Origin of the sequence: Pseudomonas sp. BF-R-24 (assembly GCF_019947335.1) — a bacterium.
Lineage (GTDB): Bacteria > Pseudomonadota > Gammaproteobacteria > Pseudomonadales > Pseudomonadaceae > Aquipseudomonas > Aquipseudomonas jessenii.
The window spans coordinates 16,533-34,877 of record NZ_JAGYGG010000049.1 but is presented as its reverse complement, the minus strand read 5'-3'; the positions used below and the strand labels follow the sequence as shown (position 1 = coordinate 34,877).

Genomic DNA, 18,345 nt, shown 5'->3' with positions numbered 1-18,345 from the left:
CGAAAGCGTCGTGTCAGTCGATACCATTGTTGCCTGACACACCGCTTTCGCGAGCAAGCCCGCTCCCACAAGGTTTTGCGTGTTTTCCGACAGGTCTTGGGGATCGCGATTCAAGGCAAAACCCGCTATCGTCGCCGCCATTCGAAATGAGGCGAGCATGGGCTATCTACTTTTTGTCACGCTGATCCAGGCGTTTTCCTTCAGTTTGATCGGCGAATACCTGGCCGGTCATGTCGACAGTTATTTCGCCGTGTTGGTACGCGTGCTGCTGGCAGGGCTGGTGTTCATCCCGCTGACCCGCTGGCGCTCGGTAGAGCCGGTATTCATGCGTGGCATGCTATTGATCGGCGCGTTGCAGTTCGGCGTGACCTACGTCTGCCTGTACCTGAGCTTTCGCGTACTGACGGTGCCGGAAGTGTTGCTGTTCACGATCCTCACGCCGCTGCACGTGACCCTGATCGAAGATGCACTGAATCGTCGCTTCAACCCCTGGGCCCTGGTCGCGGCACTGGTGGCAGTGGCGGGGGCGGCCGTGATTCGCTTTGACCGGATCAACCCGGACTTCTTCATGGGGTTCATGTTGCTGCAACTGGCCAACTTCACCTACGCCGCCGGGCAGGTGCTCTATAAACATCTGGTCGCGCGCCACCCGAGCGATCTGCCGCATTACCGGCGTTTCGGCTTCTTCTACCTCGGCGCACTGGCGGTGGCATTGCCGGCGTTTCTGTTGTTCGGCAAACAGAACTTCCTGCCCGAAGCGCCGTTGCAATGGGGTGTGCTGCTGTTCCTCGGCCTGGTCTCGACCGCTTTGGGGCTCTACTGGTGGAACAAAGGCGCGTGTCTGGTCAACGGCGGGACCCTGGCGGTAATGAACAACCTGCATGTGCCTGTAGGGTTGTTGATCAATTTGCTGATCTGGAACCAGCACGAAGAACTGGGGCGGTTGTTGCTCGGCGGTTCGGTGATATTGCTGGCGGTGTGGATTAGTCGGTTGGGTATACGCAAGCCTTTGGCCGTTCACTAAACCTTGTAGGAGCGAGCTTGCTCGCTCCTACAGGAAATTGTGTGATTTCAAAAAATCACTTCGGCGCCAATTGATCCACCAGAAACCCGATAAACGCTCGGGTCTTCTGCGGCACCCGCCGTGCCGACGAATACACCGCATTGATGGTGATCGCCGGAGCCTGCCATTCACACAACACTGGCACCAGTCGCCCGGCCGCCAGCGCATCCTCGACGATGAAGTCGGGCAGCAGGGCGATGCCCATGCCGGCTTCGGCGGCCTGGGCGAGCAGGTCGCCATTGTTGGCGTGCAGTGGGCCGGTGACGTTCACCCGCTGGGTTTCCTTGCCATTGCACAGTTGCAGGCTGACACCGCTCTGCAGATACCCGTAGTTCAGGCATTGATGGGCGCGCAGGTCCTGCGGAGTCTGCGGGACGCCCGCGCGCTGGAGATAAGCAGGAGACGCCACCATGATGCGCGGCGCGGGCGCCAGTTGCCGGGCAATCATCGTCGAGTCGGGCATGCTGGCGATGCGGATGGTCACGTCAAACCCGCCCCGCACGGGATCGACTTGCTGGTCGCTGAGCACCAGTTGCAGTTCGATGTTCGGGTTCTGCTCATGAAACAGCGGAATCAACGGCCCCAGCCGCCGAAGACCGAACGACATTGGCGCATTGACCCGTAACACACCGCGTAACTCGCCGATGCCGTCACGGGCGCGTTGCTCGGCTTCGTCCAGCGCCGCCAACACTTCCCGTGCAGCATCGAAATATTCGGCTCCGGCCTCGGTCAGGTGCAGGCTGCGGGTGGTGCGTTGCAGCAATTGCACACCGATGGCTTCTTCCAGCGCCTGAATCTGTTTGCTGACTTTCGAGCGCGGCACGTCCATGGCCCGGGCGGCTGCGGCGAAGCCGTTCTCGCCAACCGTGACGACGAAGGCGCGCATGCATTCGATGCGATCCATATTGTCCCTTTTTTGGAATCAATGATTCTCGATTTTAGGTAATTGTCCCTTTTATGGCTAGCCCCTAAAGTGACATCCAAGCCGACAACAACGCCGCAGAAGGCAACGTCGACTAACCCCTTACCCATTCGAAGTATCGACATCAAAAGGAACGCGCCATGTCTATTCGTGAACTGCTCAACCCAACCAACTCCGCCCTGATCCTGATCGACCATCAGCCGCAAATGGCATTCGGCGTTCAGTCCATCGATCGCCAGACCCTGAAGAACAACACCGTGGGCCTGGCCAAGGCGGCCAAGATCTTCAACGTGCCGACCATCTACACCTCGGTCGAAACCGAAAGCTTCAGCGGTTACATCTGGCCCGAATTGCTGGCTGTGCACCCGGAGCAAAAGCCGATCGAGCGCACTTCGATGAACTCCTGGGAAGACAAGGCATTGGTAGACGCGGTGAAAGCCACCGGTCGCAAGAAGCTGATCATTGCCGCGCTGTGGACCGAGGTCTGCCTGACCTTCCCGGCACTGGAAGCCCTGGCTGAAGGCTACGAGGTGTACATCGTCACCGACGCCTCCGGCGGCACCAGCAAGGAAGCCCACGACATGTCGGTGCAACGGATGATTCAGGCCGGCGCGGTACCGGTGACCTGGCAACAAGTGTTGCTCGAATACCAGCGTGACTGGGCGCACAAGGATACTTACGAGGCAGTGATGGAACTGGTGCTGGAGCACAGCGGCGCGTACGGCATGGGCGTGGATTACGCCTACACCATGGTGCACAAGGCACCACAGCGGCAGGTCAAGTAACCCGCAAATTCTGAAAACGATGTAACCCCTGTGGGAGCGAGCTTGCTCGCGATTGCGGACTGTCAGACGACACATATGTTGACTGACACTCCCTCATCGCGAGCAGGCTCGCTCCCACAGGTTTTGTGGTGTTACATCCTGCGTTTTTCAGCTTCGGGAAGATGGCTTGCGCCCAGTACCGCCGGCAATATCCCGGCCCGCAAATCCGTTCCGCTCGGCTGCTGATAAAGGCTCAGCCCGAACTCCGGCAGCACCGCCAGCAGGTAGTCGAAAATATCCCCCTGAATCCGCTCGTAGTCGGCCCACGCCGTGGTGCGGGTAAAGCAATAGATTTCCAGCGGAATACCCAGGGCCGTGGTCTGCATCTGGCGCACCATGCAGGTCATGTTCGGCTGGATCTCCGGGTGACTCTTCAGGTAGGCCAGCGCATAGGCGCGGAACGTGCCGATGTTGGTCATCCGCCGGCGGTTGGCCGACATGGCCGCGACGTTGCCCTGGGCTTCGTTCCAGGCCTTGAGTTCGGCCTGTTTGCGGGTCATGTAGTCGGTGAGCAAGTGCACCTGGGAAAGTTTCAACTCCTCGTCGTCACGCAGAAAGCGTACGCCGCTAGCATCGATGAACAGGCTGCGCTTGATCCGGCGACCGCCGGACGCCTGCATGCCGCGCCAGTTCTTGAACGACTCGGACATCAGGCGCCAGGTCGGGATCGAGACGATGGTCTTGTCGAAGTTCTGCACCTTGACCGTGTGCAAGGTGATGTCCACCACATCGCCGTCGGCGCCCACCTGGGGCATCTCGATCCAGTCGCCGACCCGCAGCATGTCATTGCTGGTCAATTGCACGCTGGCGACGAACGACAGCAGCGTGTCCTTGTAGACCAACAGAATCACCGCCGACATGGCACCCAGGCCCGACAGCAGCAACAGCGGCGAGCGGTCGATCAGCGTAGCGACGATGATGATCGCGCCAAACACGTACAACACCAAATTCGCCAGTTGCACATAGCCCTTGATCGAGCGGGTGCGGGCGTGTTCGGTGCGGGCGTAGATATCCAGCAGGGCATTGAGCAGGGCGCTGACCGCCAGCAGCAGAAATAGGAAGGTGAAGGACAGCGCGACATTGCCGAGGAAATTCAGGCCGGTTTTGCTCAGGTCCGGCACCAGATTGAGGCCGAACTGGATCACCAGCGAAGGCGTGATCTGGGCCAGGCGATGGAACACCTTGTTCTGTAGAAAATCATTGACCCAGTGCAGGGCCGGCTGGCGACTGAGCATTTTTGCCGCGTGCAGAATGAGGTAGCGCGCCACCCGTCCGAGGAACAGCGCAATTGCCAACAGCAGCAACAGCGACAGGCTGGAGTGCACGAGCGGGTGCTGGTCGAGGGCACCCCAAAGGTCCAGGACGTTGGTCCAGAGCTGTTTGATATCCATGGTCGAAAACGATTCTTCTGTAAGGCGCGAGAGGGGATTAGAGCATTTAAGACGCTTTGTATTACGTTTCGGGAAAAATCAGGCAACAAAAAACCAACTGTTTACCGCCATTTGTATAAAGAAACTCGGCCTGAGCGCTCGAAACCGTTACCCTATGCAGCTGTTTTTTTGCATTTCTTCGAGGTAGCACCCGTGTTTTCCCAATTCGCCCTGCACGAACGCCTGCTCAAAGCCGTGGCCGAGCTGAAATTTGTCGAGCCAACGCCTGTGCAAGCCGCGGCCATCCCGCTGGCGCTCCAGGGGCGTGACCTGCGGGTGACGGCGCAAACCGGTAGCGGCAAAACCGCTGCATTCGTTTTGCCCATCCTCAACCGTCTGATCGGCCCGGCGAAAATCCGCGTCAGCATCAAGACCCTGATCCTGCTGCCGACCCGCGAACTGGCCCAACAGACCTTGAAAGAAGTTGAACGCTTCTCGCAGTTCACCTTCATCAAGTCCGGCCTGATCACCGGCGGCGAAGACTTCAAGGTCCAGGCCGCGATGTTGCGCAAGGTGCCGGACATCCTGATCGGTACGCCAGGCCGGATGATCGAACAGTTGAACGCCGGCAACCTCGACTTGAAAGAAGTTGAAGTCCTGGTGCTCGACGAAGCCGACCGCATGCTCGACATGGGCTTCGCCGAAGACGTTCAGCGTCTGGTGGACGAGTGCACCAACCGTCAGCAGACCATGCTGTTCTCTGCCACCACCGGTGGTTCGGGCCTGCGCGAGATGATCGCCAAAGTCCTGAACAACCCTGAGCACTTGCAGCTCAATGCGGTCAGCCAGCTGAACGACACCACCCGCCAGCAGATCATCACCGCTGACCACAACCAGCACAAAGAACAGATCGTCAACTGGCTGCTGGCCAACGAGACCTACCAGAAGGCCATCGTCTTCACCAACACCCGGGCCATGGCCGACCGTATCTACGGCCGCCTGGTGGCGCAGGAATACAAAGCGTTCGTGCTGCACGGCGAGAAAGACCAGAAGGATCGCAAACTGGCGATCGACCGCCTTAAGCAGGGCGGCGTGAAAATCCTCGTGGCCACCGACGTCGCCGCTCGCGGTCTGGACGTAGATGGCCTGGACCTGGTGATCAACTTCGACATGCCGCGCAGCGGCGACGAATACGTGCACCGTATCGGTCGTACCGGTCGCGCCGGTAACGATGGCCTGGCGATTTCACTGATCTGCCATGGCGACTGGAACCTGATGTCGAGCATCGAACGCTACCTCAAGCAGAGCTTCGAGCGCCGCACCATCAAGGAAGTCAAAGGCACCTACGGCGGACCTAAAAAGGTCAAGGCCTCGGGCAAGGCCGTCGGCGTGAAGAAGAAAAAGACCGACGCCAAGGGTGACAAGAAGAAAACTGCCGCCAAGACCCCGACCAAGCGCAAGAGCGCGAACCGGCCGAAGAGCGATTCCCTGGTCAGCAAGGACGGCATGGCCCCGCTCAAGCGCCGCAAGCCGGAAGCACCGGCGGCTGAATAAAGTACCGTAGCGAGCCTCAAAAAAACCGGACCCATGTCCGGTTTTTTTATGCCCACAAATCGCAAGCTCTACACGAACCCTGTGGGACCAGGCTTGCCCGCGAAGGCCGCGCCTCGGTCCTGCAGAATCATCCCCCATGGCAACAGCTAGAGTTGGCTTTTTCCTCATACCGATCATGATGCCGCACCCACTCCATGATTTCGTCTTCGTTGCGACCCTTGGGCGTCAGGTCCAGGTAGTTGTAGGCGCCGACAAGCATGTCCAGGCCCCGGGCATAGGTGGAGTAGGTATGGAAAATTTCGCCGGCGTCATTGCGATAAAACACGCTGAGACCGGGGAGTTCCTCCTCGGCACCGTCGGTTTTTTCGTAGTTGTATGTAGCCTTTCCGGCGGCGACGTCTTCGGCTCGGGCGGTGACGCCAAAGTCGTAGTTGAAATCGCAGCCTTCGGACGATACCCAGTCGAACTTCCAGCCCATGCGCCGTTTGAACGCCTGGAATTCGGCGAACGGTGCGTGGGAAACCGCTACCACGGCCACGTCATGGTGGGCCAGGTGCTGGTTAGCGCCGTCGATGTGATCGCTCAGGTACGAGCAACCGGGGCAGCCCTCATCCCAGCCCTCGGCGAACATGAAGTGGTAGATGACCAACTGGCTGCGCCCCCCGAACAGGTCCGCCAGTTTCAGTTCGCCGTCGGGTCCCTGGAAGTGGTAGTCCTTGTCGATTTTCACCCAGGGCAGGGCGCGGCGTTCGGCGCTGAGTCTGTCCCTTTCCCTGGTGAAGGCTTTTTCGTGGGCCAGGTGCTCTTTGCGGGCGGCGACCCATTCTTCCCGCGATACGACGGGATGGTTCTGAATGTTCATGTTGTTTTCTCCTGCGTGGGGCGGGGAGGTGACTTACACAGCCTAGTCGTTTGGCTTGCATGGATTTCGACATACCGCCGGTCGGTCGTCTGCAAACGCCCGGCTGAACGGTGGCCGGGCGTACCGGTCACAACCTGTAAGGCCCGTTCAATTGCACGGGCATCAATCGAACCGACACCGGAGGTTGAATCAGGATGACGACTTACAACTGGGACTTGATTGAACGCTTGCTGCATGAAGTGCAAAACAGCGCGGGCCACAGCTTCACGCCGCGGCCTTACGCCGAACAGCATGCCGCGCAGAAGGCCGCGGAAGGCGAACCGATTGAAAATCTTGATCACTTGAAAACGGTGGCTGGAGAGTACGAAAAGTTACTGTTGTCGCGTGGCTATATCGCGCCGCGACCTGAAGACGAAGGTGGCACGGGCACCAATTACATTCTGACGGCGCGGGGTTCGCGTTTGTTGAGCCTGATCGACAGCAGTATTCCCGGCAATGATCACCCGCGGCAGGTGCTGGACGAGCAGGAGGATGCGCTGGATGAGATGACGTTTGATGAGGTAGCGTCGAAAGCGCAGATTGCCTGATGTTGTGTGATCCCCTGTGGGAGCGAGCAGGCTCGCGATAGCGATTTCAGCTTCAGTATTGATGTTGACTGACGCACCGCAATCGCGAGCAGGCTCGCTCCTACATGCGTCTTGTGTTGCAGTCAGTCTTGTTTCGCCGCTTTCAGGCACTTCAAGTCGTTGAAGTCCTTCCTCACACCTTCAATTTTCTTCAGCAAACGTGCGCGCTGGTTCGGCGTGCTTTCAGCCATCAGATCCACGAACAGTGAACGCGCCTGGGCTTCGGTGTTGGCAAATGCCTGTCGATAGGCGGGTGTCCACAACTTCTCACGATTGATCAGAAGTGTCTCGATTCGTTGTGGGAATTGTGGACTCTGGCGTTGGGCAACGGCCGCGCTGAACTGCTTCTGCCAATGGACCCGGTTGGCAAGCCACTGGGTGTTCTGATCGCCCAAGGCGCTGGACCATGTGGCTACCCGCTGTTGCTGGGTGGTGCTCAGTGGCCCGAGCCAGTCATTCAGGCGCTTCTCCATGCGCGCGCCGCGCTCCTTGATCTGCTGGTCGAGGGAGGGTTTGAGGTATTCCTCCTGGCGTTTGCGCCGGTCCTTGGCGAAGGCGTCGTTCATTTCGGCGACTTGCTTGTCATCCAGCCTTTGCAGCAACTCGATGGCCGACGGGGTGATTTCTCGCGCGGTCTCTGCGATCGCCTGTTCGGCTTCGTGGGCGCGGGCCTGCAAGGCGGCATCGGTGACCTGGTTGGTAGCGACCATGGTTTGCAGGCGGTCCAGCCAGTCGAGATAGTCGGGCAGTTGGGTGGTGCAGTGCCAGCTCAGGTGTTCCTTCAGGCGCTCGTCCAGCCAGCTTTTCTGCTCGCCGTTCATGTCCAGGTAGTCGCTGAGCGTCCAGGGGATGATCACATCGAGATTGCGGTAGGCCAGGCCCACGCGGCTGCACGCGCCGAGGGCGAGGGTAACGGTCAACACAACGGCGAAATGTTTGAACCAGCGGGACATGGGCGATTCCTTGCGAAAGCCAGTCTTCGGGGTCTGATTCTCATGTGAACCCGGGAGGAGCCCGGCAGTTCAGCCGATCAATAGAACGCGTGTTCGGCCTTGAGCGTCACCAGCCCGTCGCACTGGCTGTTGTGCCCGGCATAGGCCGAGCAACCGCTGCCGTTCAGGCTGGAGTCACTGTAGATCAGGTCAAGGTCGATGCCCATGAACGGGCGGGACAATTTCAGCGACCAATCGGTAAAACTGCCTACATACCCGCCATCCACCGCCACTGGCGTATTGAATTGGTGGGTGGTGTATTTCAGGCTGATGCCGACACCGAACGGTTGATTGCCGCTCAAGTCAGCGAACAGGGTGTTGTTCTGTTTGTCCGGGTCATTGCTGAAGGCGATGCCGAAACGGCTGCCGAGCAAGGTCAGGCCGCCGAAGAGTTCCTGGCTGTCAGGGGTCGTGACTTCGGGGTAGCTGTAGCGGATCAAGCCCACTTCGTAGCCGAGGGTTTGGTCGAAGGGTTGTTTAAAACCCATGTAGGAGTCGATCTCGAGGTCTTTCCCCGGGCTGATGCCCATGCTGGGCGACCATTGGCCCACGTAGAAACCGCTGTCGTGGCTCAGGTCCAGACCACCGTGAAACGAGCCGACGGCCGAGGGTTTGACCAGGCCCTGGGCCATGCTGCGGGTGGGGGTGGTGCCAAGCTTGAGGTCGAAGCCCCCCAGCTCACGCTGAAAGATTTGTGCCTGTGCTACGGAGCATGCCAGCAGGCTGCCGAGCAATGCCGAAAGGTAGAAAGATTTGAGCATGCGTCACTCCATGAACTGCGAGGGCAGGCTGGTGAACCCGCTGAAACGCTTGATCCAGACGTGTGCAAGGATACCGGCGAATAATCGGCAATGAAGGCCGTTCGTCGATTTCTACGGGATTTGAGGGAGTGCCGGAGGAGTAACGAGGGTTCCAGTCCAAGCGCTTCGAAGCTCAAAGCGCTTTGGGACCAGGTGACGCGAGGGGATTACTTTTTGCCCAGGGTGATCTGCTTGGACGGGCCGAACGTCTGGCCGCTGACGCCTTTGGCAATTTGCTGGATTTCACCGCCGGACTTGAGGAACGCAGCGATCTGGCTGTTGATCGATTCGCTGGTTTCGACGGCTGGAGCTGGCTTTGCTTTGCTGGTGGATGCTTTTACGCGCATGGCGGCCATTAACCTGTAGAAAATTAACTTGGCCAGGCATCGTACAGGAATTGCCTGATAATTGCTTGGCAAATATCCCCTCGGCATATTCGTGAGCTCGGGGTAATTAGTCCCCGGCCAATATTAGAAATATGCACCTAAGCCGCTGTTTTAACTAATAACATTGCCTGGAAAAATACCGCGTCACGCTTGCCTGGGCATGGCGTAAATGCCCGGAACGGCCTGACGAGCGGACGAGGTGCGATGAAAACCCGGGAAAATTAAGGGCTTCAGGGAGATTTTCTCGCACCACCGGGCCGGCTGCCGAACGCGGCGCTTAAAACCGGGTAGAATGCCGCCCACGCAATGAGGGTATTGGACATGGCTTTAGTCGGGCGTTACAACAGTTTGCAAGTGGTTAAACACACTAACTTCGGTTTATATCTGGACGGTGGCGCGGATGGCGAAATCCTTCTGCCTAATCGTTATATTCCAAAAGATATTCCTACCGAAGATGAAGACTGGCTCAACGTTTTTATTTATCTGGACAGCGATGACAAACTCATCGCAACTACTGAAAAACCGAAAGTTCAAGTCGGTGAATTCGCCAGTTTGAAAGTTGTTGAAGTCAACAGCATCGGCGTATTCCTGGACTGGGGGTTGCCGAAAGACCTGTTGCTGCCGTTCTCCGAAGAGAAGCGCCAGATGACGGCGGGCGAGTATGTGGTGGTGCACGTCTATCTCGACAAGCACACCCGTCGCATCACCGCGACCGCGCGCCTGGACCGCTACCTGGACAAGACCCCGGCCAACTACACCGCGGGCCAGGAAGTGGATCTGCTGGTGGCCGAAGCCACGGACATGGGTTTCAAGGCCATCATCAACAACAAGCATTGGGGCCTGATCCACAAGAACGAAATCTTCAAGTTCATGCGCGCCGGTAAAGAAGAAAAGGGCTTCATCAAGGAAGTTCGCGCCGACGGCAAGATCAGCCTGAGCCTGCAACCGGTCGGCCAGGAAGCGGCCACCAGCCTGAACTCGAAGATCCTCGCCAAGTTGCGCGAAAACAACGGCAGCCTGGCGGTGAGCGACAAGAGCGATCCGGCGTTGATCAGCAGTCTGTTCGGTGTCAGCAAGGGCAACTTCAAGAAGGCCATCGGTGCGTTGTACAAGAACGGCCAGATTGTCATTCATGCCGATCGTATCGAACTCAGTTGATGCGCTGACACGACAGAGGGCCGGGATGGCGCAAGCAGAGAAGTAGAGGTCTCTGGCGGGCGGCATTTTCTGGCCTTCTGGTTAATAATCGACAACATGATTCTTCGCCCCGGTGTTTTCTTTTCAACGAGAAGGCCGGGGTTTTGTTTTTTTTCTGCCGAGTCTTTGCCATGGATTGTGTCTTCGAGGTGTTCCGGTGAGCGCCACCCGGCGCAGCGCCGACGGGTTTGCCCTGCAAGTGATGGTCGGGTTGTGCCTGATCTGGGGCGTGCAGCAGGTGATGATCAAGTGGGCGGCGGCCGATATCGCGCCGGTGATGCAGGCGGCCGGACGTTCCGGTATGTCGGCGTTGCTGGTCGGGCTGCTGATCTGCTGGAAGGGCGGCTGGAACCAGGTAGGTACGACCTGGCGCGGCGGTCTGTTGGCCGGTGCCTTGTTCGGCCTGGAGTTCTTCTTCATTTCCGAAGGCCTGCAACTGACCACGGCGGCGCACATGTCGGTGTTCCTCTACACCGCGCCGATCTTCACCGCATTGGGGGTGCACTGGTTGCTGCCCAGTGAGCGATTGCGGCCCTTGCAATGGCTGGGGATTGTCCTGGCGTTTATCGGGATTGCCATCGCGTTTGCCGGCGGGGTGTCCTGGGACAACCTTGATTACCGCATGTTGATGGGCGATGCCTTGGGTGTGCTGGCGGGTGCCGCCTGGGGCGCGACCACGGTGGTGGTGCGCGCCTCGCGCTTGTCGGAAGCGCCGGTGACCCTGACGCTGTTCTATCAGTTGATTGTCGGCTTCTTCGGTTTGTTGTTGATTGCGCTGCTCAGCGGCCAGATTACCCATGTCAGCCTGACCCATGTGGCGGTGGCCAGTGTGCTGTTTCAGGGCGTGGTCGTGTCGTTCTTCAGTTACCTGGTCTGGTTCTGGCTGCTGCGCCGTTACCTGGCGGCCAACCTTGCGGTGTTTTCGTTCATGACGCCGTTGTTCGGCGTCACCTTCGGTGTGGTACTGCTCGGCGAGGAACTGAGCCTGAACTTTGTCATCGGTGCCGTGCTGGTATTGGCGGGCATCACTTTTGTCAGCGCCGAGCAGTGGTTGCGCCGTCGTTTGCGCAAAGCCCTCGGGCAGCATTGACCGGCGCGAGCAATAGACCGCCGGCGATCAACAAGCCGCAGCCGGCGACCACCAGTGCCGGCTGTAAACCGCCACTGAAATGACTACTCAGCGCCGCCAGCAATGGCCCGCTGAGCTGGCCCACGGCAAAGCAGGCTGTCAGCAGGCCGGCATTGCGCTGGGTGGCATGGGGCGCCAGTTCCCGGGAGCGTTGCATCACCAGTTGCATACAGGCCAGGAACGGCGTGCCGCACAGGATCACACCCAACGCCAGGCCTGGACCGTTGCCCAGCAGGCAAGCGAACACGCCAGCGGCTTGCAGCCATAACGTCGCCATCAGCCAGTGACCCGTGGCGCCAGGTTTTTGCCCACGCAGACTCACTAGCACCACCCCCATGGCAGCGGCAAGACCAAAGCACGGCCAGAACAGGTCGGCCTGCCATTGGCCATGGAATTGCGCGTTGGCCATTTGCGACAAAAAGGTCGCCGGAATGATGTAGCCCAATCCGTACAAGGCATAGATCCAGCCAAGACGACCGATGCCTTGATTGCCCGAGGCGCTGGCGCCGGGTGCAGCAGTCTCGGTGACACTCGGTTGTGGCAGGAACGGCAGGATCCCCAGCAGCATCGCCAGCCCCGTGGCGGCGTACACCAGCCACAAGGTGGCGGAAGTCTGGCCCAGCAGATTCGAGCCCAGGGCCAACAGACCTGTCAGAAAAATCCCCAAACCGGGTCCGGCGAAGACCAGGGCTCCGAGCCGAGGACGACCGGCCGCTGCCGCGAGGGGTTGGCTCAGGGCGGTAATCATCACCAACACCCAGGCGCTGGCCACGCCGGTGCCGAAGCGCAGCAACAGGTGCGACCAGAAACCATTGGCCCAGAACGACGCCAGGGTCAGCAGCACGCACAGCCACAATCCGCCGAACAAGCGTCGGCGCACTTGTGCCGGACGCCGGGAAAACATGGCATCCACTGCGCCGATGAAATAACCGAGGTAGTTGGCGGCGGCGATCAGCCCGGCGGCAGTCAGGTCGATCTGGCCTTCGCTGAGCAGGTGCGGCAGTTGTGGTGTCAGGGCAAAACGGCCGATGCCCATGGCCATCATCAGGGCAACGAAGCTGGCGGATAAGCGGATCAGGGGAGACATGGTCTGGAGTCCGTCTGGAGGATCAATGACCGTCAGGCTAGGACTGATTGACTTTCTTTAAAAATGAATAATAGTGAGTAACTTGTTCTTTTTTGGAGAATGTCGTGGAGTTCAGCCAATTGCGCATCTTCCAGGCGGTGGCAGAGGAAGGATCCATAACCCGTGCCGCCGAACGGCTACATCGAGTGCCGTCGAACCTGTCGACCCGGCTCAAACAGCTGGAAGAGCAATTGGGTGTCGAACTGTTCCTGCGCGAACGTCAGCGCTTGCAGTTGTCGCCTGCGGGAAAAGTCCTGCTGGACTACACCGCCAGGCTGTTTGCCTTGCGCGATGAAGCCAGCGCGGCGGTGCAGGGCGGGCAACCGGCGGGAGACTTCGTGCTCGGCACCATGTACAGCACGGCGGCGATTCACCTTCCGGGACTATTGGCGCATTACCACCGTTTGTATCCGGCGGTGAACCTGCAAGTACAATCCGGCCCCAGCGGTGAACTGCTCGAAGGCCTGCTCACCGGTCGACTCGATGCGGCGCTGGTGGATGGCCCGCTGGAACTGGCCGGACTCGACGGGGTGCCCTTGTGCGACGAGCGCCTGGTGCTGATCAGCGAGGCCGACCATCCGCCCGTGCGCAGCGCGCTGGATGTGCAAGGTCGCTCGGTGTTCACCTTTCGCCAGGGCTGCTCCTACCGCATGCGCCTGGAAGCCTGGTTCGCCCATGATCATGCGGCCATGGGCCGGGCGATGGAGATCGAGTCCTATCCGGGAATGTTGGCGTGTGTAATTGCCGGTTCCGGTGTGGCGCTGATGTCGGAGTCGATGCTCGCCAGTCTGCCGGGCCGTGAGAGTGTGGCCGTACATCCTTTGGCCGAACCGTTCGCCAGTGCTACTACCTGGCTGATGTGGCGCAAGGGCATGGTCGGGGCCAACCTGAATGCCTGGATCGAGCAGCAACAGGTGGTTTTTCCACCGGCACATGTACGGGTGCAGGACATTGCCTGAACGCAGGCTGATTTTGATGGATTCAGTAACAGATCATTGTGACTTTGCGCGAGCATTGCGTAGGACTTCGGACTATTATCTGTACGAAGGGGCTACAGTACTTTGGCCGCTCGGCACTACCCTGAAGGGGGCACCATGAAAGAGAAAATCCAAAACTGGCTGCATGACTTGGGCGTTGCTCTCGGTTTGATCGAGCCGCCTCTGCAACCCGTTCCTGTTCGTACTGACGACGAACAACGTCGGCGCCAGCAGCGGCGCCGGTAATGGCAGATAACTTCTGACAGGTGAAAGGTTTTCCCGTGGCGAGGGAGCAAGCTCCCTTGCCGCTTCGTGTACGTTTGATTACCAGACTTAGTACCGTTCGATCTCCAGCAAGAACCTGCTCAAATCATTCGCCGTCCTGGCGGTCTTGAGCATCCGGTCTTCTTCCACGGTAAACGCCGTGACACCCAGCTCATCTTCCAGATGGAAGATCAGTTCTTCGATATCATTTTTATCCAATCCCAACTGCGCCAGGCTGGCGTTGTCGTCGAAGTCATCCCGACCTTCCAGCAGGCGGCTGATGTAGCGATGTACGACAGCACGAAGGGCAGCTTCTTTCATGATCGTTCTTCGAGGAGGTGGGTTCAGTTCTCCCTGCCGGTGCAGTTCCTGCCGTTGAGTACAGCAGGCTTTAGCCGTGTGAGCGCTGCCATTGGTCGATCATGCTACGCAAATGCTCCCCGGAAAAACTGCCGAAGTGCCCGCCATGCACCGTGCGGATCGATAGCGTGCGCAAACGTTGCAGGCTGCGGGCGTAGTCATCGAGATTGGAGTGGTAGGCATCTTCGATCAACGGGCCGTCGTAGATGATGTCGCCGCTGAACAAGGTCTCTGTGGCGGCTTCGTACAGGCAGATGCCACCGGGCGAGTGTCCCGGTGTGTGCACGACCTGCAACACCCGGTTGCCCAGGTCCAGCACATCGCCATCTTCGACAAACCCCGTGGCCGGTGCGGCCTTGACCCGGTATTCGGCGTAGCACAGCGGGCAATCGGGGTGCGCCTCGAACATGTCGTCGCCGACAAAGGCTTTGCTCAGGTCGTTGTTGCCATCGGGTGCCGCGAGAATGTCCGCCTCGGCCGGATGCACCAGCCGTTCAGCGAATTCGTGATGACCGGCGATGTGATCGAAATGGCAGTGGCTGGCAACAGCCACCAGCGGCCGTTCGGTGATCCACGGCAGTTGCTCGCGCAGACTGACCAAGCCTGAACCGCTGTCGAGCAGCAGGTCTTTGTCACGGCCCTGGATGTACCAGAGGTTGCAGCGGTAGAAAGGCCGGATGTACGGCTCGTGGATCAGGCGGATGCCGTCGCTGAGCGATTTCACCTCGAACCACTGGTCACGAGAAACAATCTTCATGAACGTTTTCTCCAGACGAAAAAAAACGAGTGTGGCAACCGACGCCACACTCGTCGAAGAAAGCATCAAGTCGTTATGTTCAGCTTAGGCAGCGCTGGCCACTGCTGCCGTGCGGCGGGACGTCAAGCTCACCACCACGAAACTCACCAGGCCTACACCGAGGCTGTAGTAGATCGGGGTGTTGGCGTCCAGACCGTCCTTGAACATGAACAGCAGCGCGGTGGCGAAGCCCATGCCCATGCTGGCGATAGCGCCGGCGGTGGTAGCGCGCTTCCAGAAAATCGCACCCATCAGCGGGATCAGCATGCCGCCTACCAACAGGTTGTAGGCCAGGGTCAGGGCGCTGATCACGTCGTTCACGATCAGAGCGATGCCCAGTACCACGATGCCGGTCAACAGGGTGAACAGGCGGTTGATCGCCAGGCTCGACTGTTTACCGCCACGCAGTTTCGGCAGCAGGTCTTCGGTCAGGGTGGTGGCGGCGGCCAGCAGGCCGGCGCTGGCGGTGGACATCATGGCGGCCAGTGCGGCAGCGATCACCAGACCACGGATACCGTCCGGCAGGGACAGTTTCACGATCGCAGCGAAGGCGTTGTTGACGTTGTCGAGATCCGGGATCAGTACGTGTGCAGCCATGCCGATCAGGGCGCAGGCCAGGCCGTAGAGGATGCAGTAGATACCGGCAGCGGTACCGGCAACCTGAGCCACTTTGGCGGTCTTGACGGTGAACACCCGTTGCCAGATGTCCTGACCGATCAGGATGCCGAAGAAGTAGATCATGAAGTAGGTGATGATGGTGTCCCAGCCGATGGTGGTGAAGCTGAAGCTCGCCGCCGGCAGTTTCATTACCAACTCATCCCAACCGCCAACGCGGTACAGGCAGATCGGCAACAGGATGAACATCAGGCCGACAGTCTTGATCACGAACTGAACGATGTCGGTCAGGGTCAGGGACCACATGCCGCCAATGGCCGAGTAGATCACCACGACGCCGCCGCCGAGCAGGACCGAGATCCAGAACGGCAGGCCGAACAGCACTTGCAGCACAGTGCCGATCGCCAGGATCGAGGTCACGCCGATCATCAGCGCGTAGGCCAGCATGATCACCGCGCTCGCGGAGCGGGCCATCGGGTTGTAGCGTTTTTCCAGGACCTGGGTAACGGTGTAGATCTTCAGTTTCAGCAGCGGTTTGGCGAGGAACAGGTTCAGCGCCACGATCCCGCAACCCAGTGCGGCACACAGCCAGAAGCCGGAGATGCCATGCACGTAGCCCAGACGCACGGTGCCCACGGTGGACGCACCGCCCAGGACGGTGGCAGCCATGGTGCCCATGTACAGGCTTGGGCCGAGGTTACGACCGGCGACCAAAAAGTCTTCGTTGGTCTTGGCCTTGCGCATGCCGTAGTAGCCGAGTATCAGCATCGCGGCGGCGTAGATGAGTACGACGAATAAATCCAAAGCCATTGTGGCGTGTCTCCGATTGTCTTTTTTATGTGAGGCTGAAAATCAATCCCTTGTGGGAGCGGGCTTGCTCGCGAAGACGGCGGCACATTCAACATTGATGTGACTGACCGATCGCTTTCGCGAGCAAGCCCGCTCCCACAGGGGGAACGCGTTGAATCAGGCGGCTTGACGCATCGCCGGTTTAGCGAGCGAATCCGTGCTCTTGCTGCGAGGGTCGTTTGGACCGAACACTGCGCTCGATTCCGGGAACAGGCTCAGCAGAACCAGGTACACCACCGAGGCCAGGCCCAGGGTCACCGGCAGGCTGATGTCGATACCACCGGCCATTTCGCCCAGCGGCCCGACAAACTGACCCGGCAGGTTCACGAAGCACAGGCCAACGGCCGCGCTCGGGATCCAGGCACCCAGGCCTCGCCAGTTCCAGCCGTGGGTGAACCAGTAGCGGCCACCTTTCTCGCCGCGGGTGAACACTTGCAGGTCATCCGGGCAGTAGAAGCCGCGACGCACCAGCAGGCCGATGATCATGATCACCATCCACGGGGTGGTGCAGGTGATGATCAGCACGGCGAAGGTCGACACGCTCTGTACCAGGTTGGCCGCGAAGCGCCCGATGAAGATGAAGGCAATCGACATCACACCGATCAGCAGCGTGGCCTTGACCCGCGACAGCACCCGAGGGAACACGCTGGACATGTCCAGGCCGGTGCCGTACAGCGAAGTGGTGCCGGTGGACATGCCGCCGATGACCGCGATCAGGCACACCGGCAGGAAGAACCAGCTCGGCGATACCGCCAGCAGGCCGCCGACGTAGTTGTTGGCCGCGATGTAGTCCGGTGCCTTGACCGCTACGATAGTGGCGGTGACGAGGCCGAACAGGAACGGAATCAGCGTGGCGAGTTGCGCGGCAATCACCGACACCATGATCCGGCCTTTGGGCGTATCACGGGGGATGTAGCGCGACCAGTCACCGAGGAACGCACCAAAGGAGATCGGGTTGCTCATGGCGACCAATGCTGCCCCGATGAACGCAGCCCAGAATCCGGCCTGGCCCATGGCTACGGTGCCGGCGTACTGACTGTCGAATGCAGGGGCGAAAGCGAAAACGCCCAGCAGGAACAGCAGGCTGGCCGCCCACACCGCAATGCGGTTGACCCACAGCATGAAGCGGAAACCATAGATGCACACGGTCAATACCAGCAGCGCGAACAGACCGTAGGCCAGGCCCAGGGTCAGATCGGTTTCCGGTAGATCGATCAGGCGTTTGGCACCGCCCACCAGTGCATCGCCCGAACTCCATACGGAGAGCGAGAAAAACGCGATAGCGGTCAGCAGCGACAGGAACGAACCGACGATTCGCCCGTGCACGCCGAAGTGCGCACCGGAAGAGACGGCGTTGTTGGTGCCGTTGATGGGTCCGAACAGGCCCATCGGCGCCAGGATCAGCGCACCGAGTACCACGCCCAGCACAATCGCCCAGACGCCAGCCTGAAAGGACAGGCCGAACAGCACCGGGAAACTGCCGAGCACGGCGGTGGCAAAGGTGTTGGCGCCGCCGAAGATCAGGCGAAACAGATCGCTGGGCTTGGCGTCACGCTCATTGTCCGGGATCTGTTCGACCCCGTTTGTTTCGATGCTGCTAAGGCTTTTTTCGTTGTTTTTGTTATTCATGATC

19 protein-coding genes are annotated in these 18,345 nt (G+C 59.5%); 8 read left to right on the top strand and 11 right to left on the bottom strand.

Features of this window, described 5'->3' with window-relative positions:
- Nucleotides 1–157 precede the first annotated feature (157 nt).
- Nucleotides 158–1,024 (top strand): carboxylate/amino acid/amine transporter, encoded by an 867-nt coding sequence (locus KGA98_RS25830; protein WP_223504432.1) that lies wholly within the window; start codon nucleotides 158–160, stop codon nucleotides 1,022–1,024.
- 55 nt (nucleotides 1,025–1,079) lie between these two features.
- On the opposite strand, the gene KGA98_RS25825 is transcribed toward KGA98_RS25830, so the two are convergent.
- On the bottom strand, nucleotides 1,080–1,967 hold the full coding sequence (locus KGA98_RS25825; RefSeq protein ID WP_223504429.1) for a LysR family transcriptional regulator: 888 nt from the start codon (nucleotides 1,965–1,967) through the stop codon (nucleotides 1,080–1,082).
- A gap of 158 nt (nucleotides 1,968–2,125) precedes the next feature.
- On the opposite strand from KGA98_RS25825, the gene KGA98_RS25820 reads away from it, so the two are divergent.
- Complete coding sequence (locus KGA98_RS25820; protein WP_108218556.1) at nucleotides 2,126–2,770, top strand: hydrolase; 645 nt, start codon at nucleotides 2,126–2,128, stop codon at nucleotides 2,768–2,770.
- A 131-nt stretch (nucleotides 2,771–2,901) separates the two neighbouring features.
- Here the strand turns inward: KGA98_RS25820 and KGA98_RS25815 are convergent, their stop codons facing one another.
- Nucleotides 2,902–4,200 carry a mechanosensitive ion channel family protein gene (locus tag KGA98_RS25815; RefSeq protein WP_223504427.1) on the bottom strand — a complete coding sequence of 433 codons (1,299 nt, stop codon included), beginning with the start codon at nucleotides 4,198–4,200 and terminating at the stop codon, nucleotides 2,902–2,904.
- A gap of 192 nt (nucleotides 4,201–4,392) precedes the next feature.
- On the opposite strand from KGA98_RS25815, the gene KGA98_RS25810 reads away from it, so the two are divergent.
- Entirely contained in the window at nucleotides 4,393–5,733 is a 1,341-nt protein-coding gene (locus KGA98_RS25810; RefSeq protein ID WP_007972492.1) for a DEAD/DEAH box helicase, read from the top strand.
- Between the two features lie 127 nt (nucleotides 5,734–5,860).
- Here KGA98_RS25810 and KGA98_RS25805 read toward each other — a convergent pair whose 3' ends face one another.
- Nucleotides 5,861–6,595, bottom strand: a complete 735-nt coding sequence (locus KGA98_RS25805; RefSeq protein ID WP_223504424.1) for a DUF899 domain-containing protein — start codon at nucleotides 6,593–6,595, stop codon at nucleotides 5,861–5,863.
- Between the two features lie 194 nt (nucleotides 6,596–6,789).
- Here KGA98_RS25805 and KGA98_RS25800 point away from each other — a divergent pair, with 194 nt between their 5' ends.
- Nucleotides 6,790–7,182, top strand: a complete 393-nt coding sequence (locus KGA98_RS25800; RefSeq protein ID WP_223504422.1) for a transcriptional regulator — start codon at nucleotides 6,790–6,792, stop codon at nucleotides 7,180–7,182.
- A 122-nt stretch (nucleotides 7,183–7,304) separates the two neighbouring features.
- On the opposite strand, the gene KGA98_RS25795 is transcribed toward KGA98_RS25800, so the two are convergent.
- The 3 genes from KGA98_RS25795 to KGA98_RS25785 all read right to left on the bottom strand — a co-directional run bounded on the left by KGA98_RS25795 (nucleotide 7,305) and on the right by KGA98_RS25785 (nucleotide 9,369).
- Nucleotides 7,305–8,174 (bottom strand): DUF6279 family lipoprotein, encoded by an 870-nt coding sequence (locus KGA98_RS25795; RefSeq protein WP_223504420.1) that lies wholly within the window; start codon nucleotides 8,172–8,174, stop codon nucleotides 7,305–7,307.
- Nucleotides 8,175–8,251: 77 nt separating this feature from the next.
- Nucleotides 8,252–8,974, bottom strand: a complete 723-nt coding sequence (locus KGA98_RS25790) for a TorF family putative porin (RefSeq protein ID WP_057715965.1) — start codon at nucleotides 8,972–8,974, stop codon at nucleotides 8,252–8,254.
- 206 nt (nucleotides 8,975–9,180) lie between these two features.
- Nucleotides 9,181–9,369 (bottom strand): hypothetical protein, encoded by a 189-nt coding sequence (locus KGA98_RS25785; protein ID WP_015096330.1) that lies wholly within the window; start codon nucleotides 9,367–9,369, stop codon nucleotides 9,181–9,183.
- Nucleotides 9,370–9,720: 351 nt separating this feature from the next.
- On the opposite strand from KGA98_RS25785, the gene KGA98_RS25780 reads away from it, so the two are divergent.
- Together KGA98_RS25780 and KGA98_RS25775 are read left to right on the top strand one after the other, a co-directional pair.
- On the top strand, nucleotides 9,721–10,557 hold the full coding sequence (locus KGA98_RS25780; RefSeq protein ID WP_056721413.1) for a S1 RNA-binding domain-containing protein: 837 nt from the start codon (nucleotides 9,721–9,723) through the stop codon (nucleotides 10,555–10,557).
- Nucleotides 10,558–10,753: 196 nt separating this feature from the next.
- Nucleotides 10,754–11,686, top strand: coding sequence for a DMT family transporter (locus tag KGA98_RS25775; RefSeq protein WP_057715964.1), 933 nt, complete (start codon nucleotides 10,754–10,756; stop codon nucleotides 11,684–11,686).
- Here the strand turns inward: KGA98_RS25775 and KGA98_RS25770 are convergent.
- Nucleotides 11,631–12,812: an MFS transporter gene (locus tag KGA98_RS25770; RefSeq protein ID WP_223504418.1), complete on the bottom strand. Its 1,182-nt coding sequence runs from the start codon at nucleotides 12,810–12,812 to the stop codon at nucleotides 11,631–11,633. The two genes, KGA98_RS25775 and KGA98_RS25770, sit on opposite strands and share 56 nt — an antisense overlap.
- A gap of 104 nt (nucleotides 12,813–12,916) precedes the next feature.
- Here KGA98_RS25770 and ptrR point away from each other — a divergent pair, with 104 nt between their 5' ends.
- Together ptrR and KGA98_RS28460 are read left to right on the top strand one after the other, a co-directional pair.
- Nucleotides 12,917–13,810 (top strand): putrescine utilization regulator PtrR, encoded by an 894-nt coding sequence (gene ptrR, locus KGA98_RS25765; RefSeq protein WP_223504415.1) that lies wholly within the window; start codon nucleotides 12,917–12,919, stop codon nucleotides 13,808–13,810.
- A gap of 135 nt (nucleotides 13,811–13,945) precedes the next feature.
- On the top strand, nucleotides 13,946–14,074 hold the full coding sequence (locus KGA98_RS28460) for a PA1414 family protein (protein WP_007972508.1): 129 nt from the start codon (nucleotides 13,946–13,948) through the stop codon (nucleotides 14,072–14,074).
- A gap of 87 nt (nucleotides 14,075–14,161) precedes the next feature.
- Here the strand turns inward: KGA98_RS28460 and KGA98_RS25760 are convergent, their stop codons facing one another.
- The 4 genes from KGA98_RS25760 to KGA98_RS25745 form a co-directional block, all read right to left on the bottom strand.
- Nucleotides 14,162–14,413 carry a phosphopantetheine-containing protein gene (locus tag KGA98_RS25760; RefSeq protein ID WP_090453753.1) on the bottom strand — a complete coding sequence of 84 codons (252 nt, stop codon included), beginning with the start codon at nucleotides 14,411–14,413 and terminating at the stop codon, nucleotides 14,162–14,164.
- A 70-nt stretch (nucleotides 14,414–14,483) separates the two neighbouring features.
- Nucleotides 14,484–15,209 carry an MBL fold metallo-hydrolase gene (locus KGA98_RS25755; RefSeq protein WP_223504413.1) on the bottom strand — a complete coding sequence of 242 codons (726 nt, stop codon included), beginning with the start codon at nucleotides 15,207–15,209 and terminating at the stop codon, nucleotides 14,484–14,486.
- Between the two features lie 84 nt (nucleotides 15,210–15,293).
- Nucleotides 15,294–16,673: a sodium:solute symporter gene (locus KGA98_RS25750; protein ID WP_223504410.1), complete on the bottom strand. Its 1,380-nt coding sequence runs from the start codon at nucleotides 16,671–16,673 to the stop codon at nucleotides 15,294–15,296.
- A gap of 156 nt (nucleotides 16,674–16,829) precedes the next feature.
- Nucleotides 16,830–18,341, bottom strand: a complete 1,512-nt coding sequence (locus tag KGA98_RS25745) for a purine-cytosine permease family protein (RefSeq protein WP_223504408.1) — start codon at nucleotides 18,339–18,341, stop codon at nucleotides 16,830–16,832.
- Nucleotides 18,342–18,345: the final 4 nt, after the last annotated feature.

What these genes read in the sequence shown, in the direction of transcription:
- KGA98_RS25830 (WP_223504432.1), top strand. Translation starts at nt 158, where the DNA reads ATGGGCTATCTACTTTTTGTCACGCTGATCCAGGCGTTTTCCTTCAGT.
- KGA98_RS25825 (WP_223504429.1), bottom strand. Translation starts at nt 1,967, where the DNA reads ATGGATCGCATCGAATGCATGCGCGCCTTCGTCGTCACGGTTGGCGAG.
- KGA98_RS25820 (WP_108218556.1), top strand. Translation starts at nt 2,126, where the DNA reads ATGTCTATTCGTGAACTGCTCAACCCAACCAACTCCGCCCTGATCCTG.
- KGA98_RS25815 (WP_223504427.1), bottom strand. Translation starts at nt 4,200, where the DNA reads ATGGATATCAAACAGCTCTGGACCAACGTCCTGGACCTTTGGGGTGCC.
- KGA98_RS25805 (WP_223504424.1), bottom strand. Translation starts at nt 6,595, where the DNA reads ATGAACATTCAGAACCATCCCGTCGTATCGCGGGAAGAATGGGTCGCC.
- KGA98_RS25800 (WP_223504422.1), top strand. Translation starts at nt 6,790, where the DNA reads ATGACGACTTACAACTGGGACTTGATTGAACGCTTGCTGCATGAAGTG.
- KGA98_RS25795 (WP_223504420.1), bottom strand. Translation starts at nt 8,174, where the DNA reads ATGTCCCGCTGGTTCAAACATTTCGCCGTTGTGTTGACCGTTACCCTC.
- KGA98_RS25790 (WP_057715965.1), bottom strand. Translation starts at nt 8,974, where the DNA reads ATGCTCAAATCTTTCTACCTTTCGGCATTGCTCGGCAGCCTGCTGGCA.
- KGA98_RS25785 (WP_015096330.1), bottom strand. Translation starts at nt 9,369, where the DNA reads ATGGCCGCCATGCGCGTAAAAGCATCCACCAGCAAAGCAAAGCCAGCT.
- KGA98_RS25780 (WP_056721413.1), top strand. Translation starts at nt 9,721, where the DNA reads ATGGCTTTAGTCGGGCGTTACAACAGTTTGCAAGTGGTTAAACACACT.
- KGA98_RS25770 (WP_223504418.1), bottom strand. Translation starts at nt 12,812, where the DNA reads ATGTCTCCCCTGATCCGCTTATCCGCCAGCTTCGTTGCCCTGATGATG.
- KGA98_RS28460 (WP_007972508.1), top strand. Translation starts at nt 13,946, where the DNA reads ATGAAAGAGAAAATCCAAAACTGGCTGCATGACTTGGGCGTTGCTCTC.
- KGA98_RS25760 (WP_090453753.1), bottom strand. Translation starts at nt 14,413, where the DNA reads ATGAAAGAAGCTGCCCTTCGTGCTGTCGTACATCGCTACATCAGCCGC.
- KGA98_RS25755 (WP_223504413.1), bottom strand. Translation starts at nt 15,209, where the DNA reads ATGAAGATTGTTTCTCGTGACCAGTGGTTCGAGGTGAAATCGCTCAGC.
- KGA98_RS25750 (WP_223504410.1), bottom strand. Translation starts at nt 16,673, where the DNA reads ATGGCTTTGGATTTATTCGTCGTACTCATCTACGCCGCCGCGATGCTG.
- KGA98_RS25745 (WP_223504408.1), bottom strand. Translation starts at nt 18,341, where the DNA reads ATGAATAACAAAAACAACGAAAAAAGCCTTAGCAGCATCGAAACAAAC.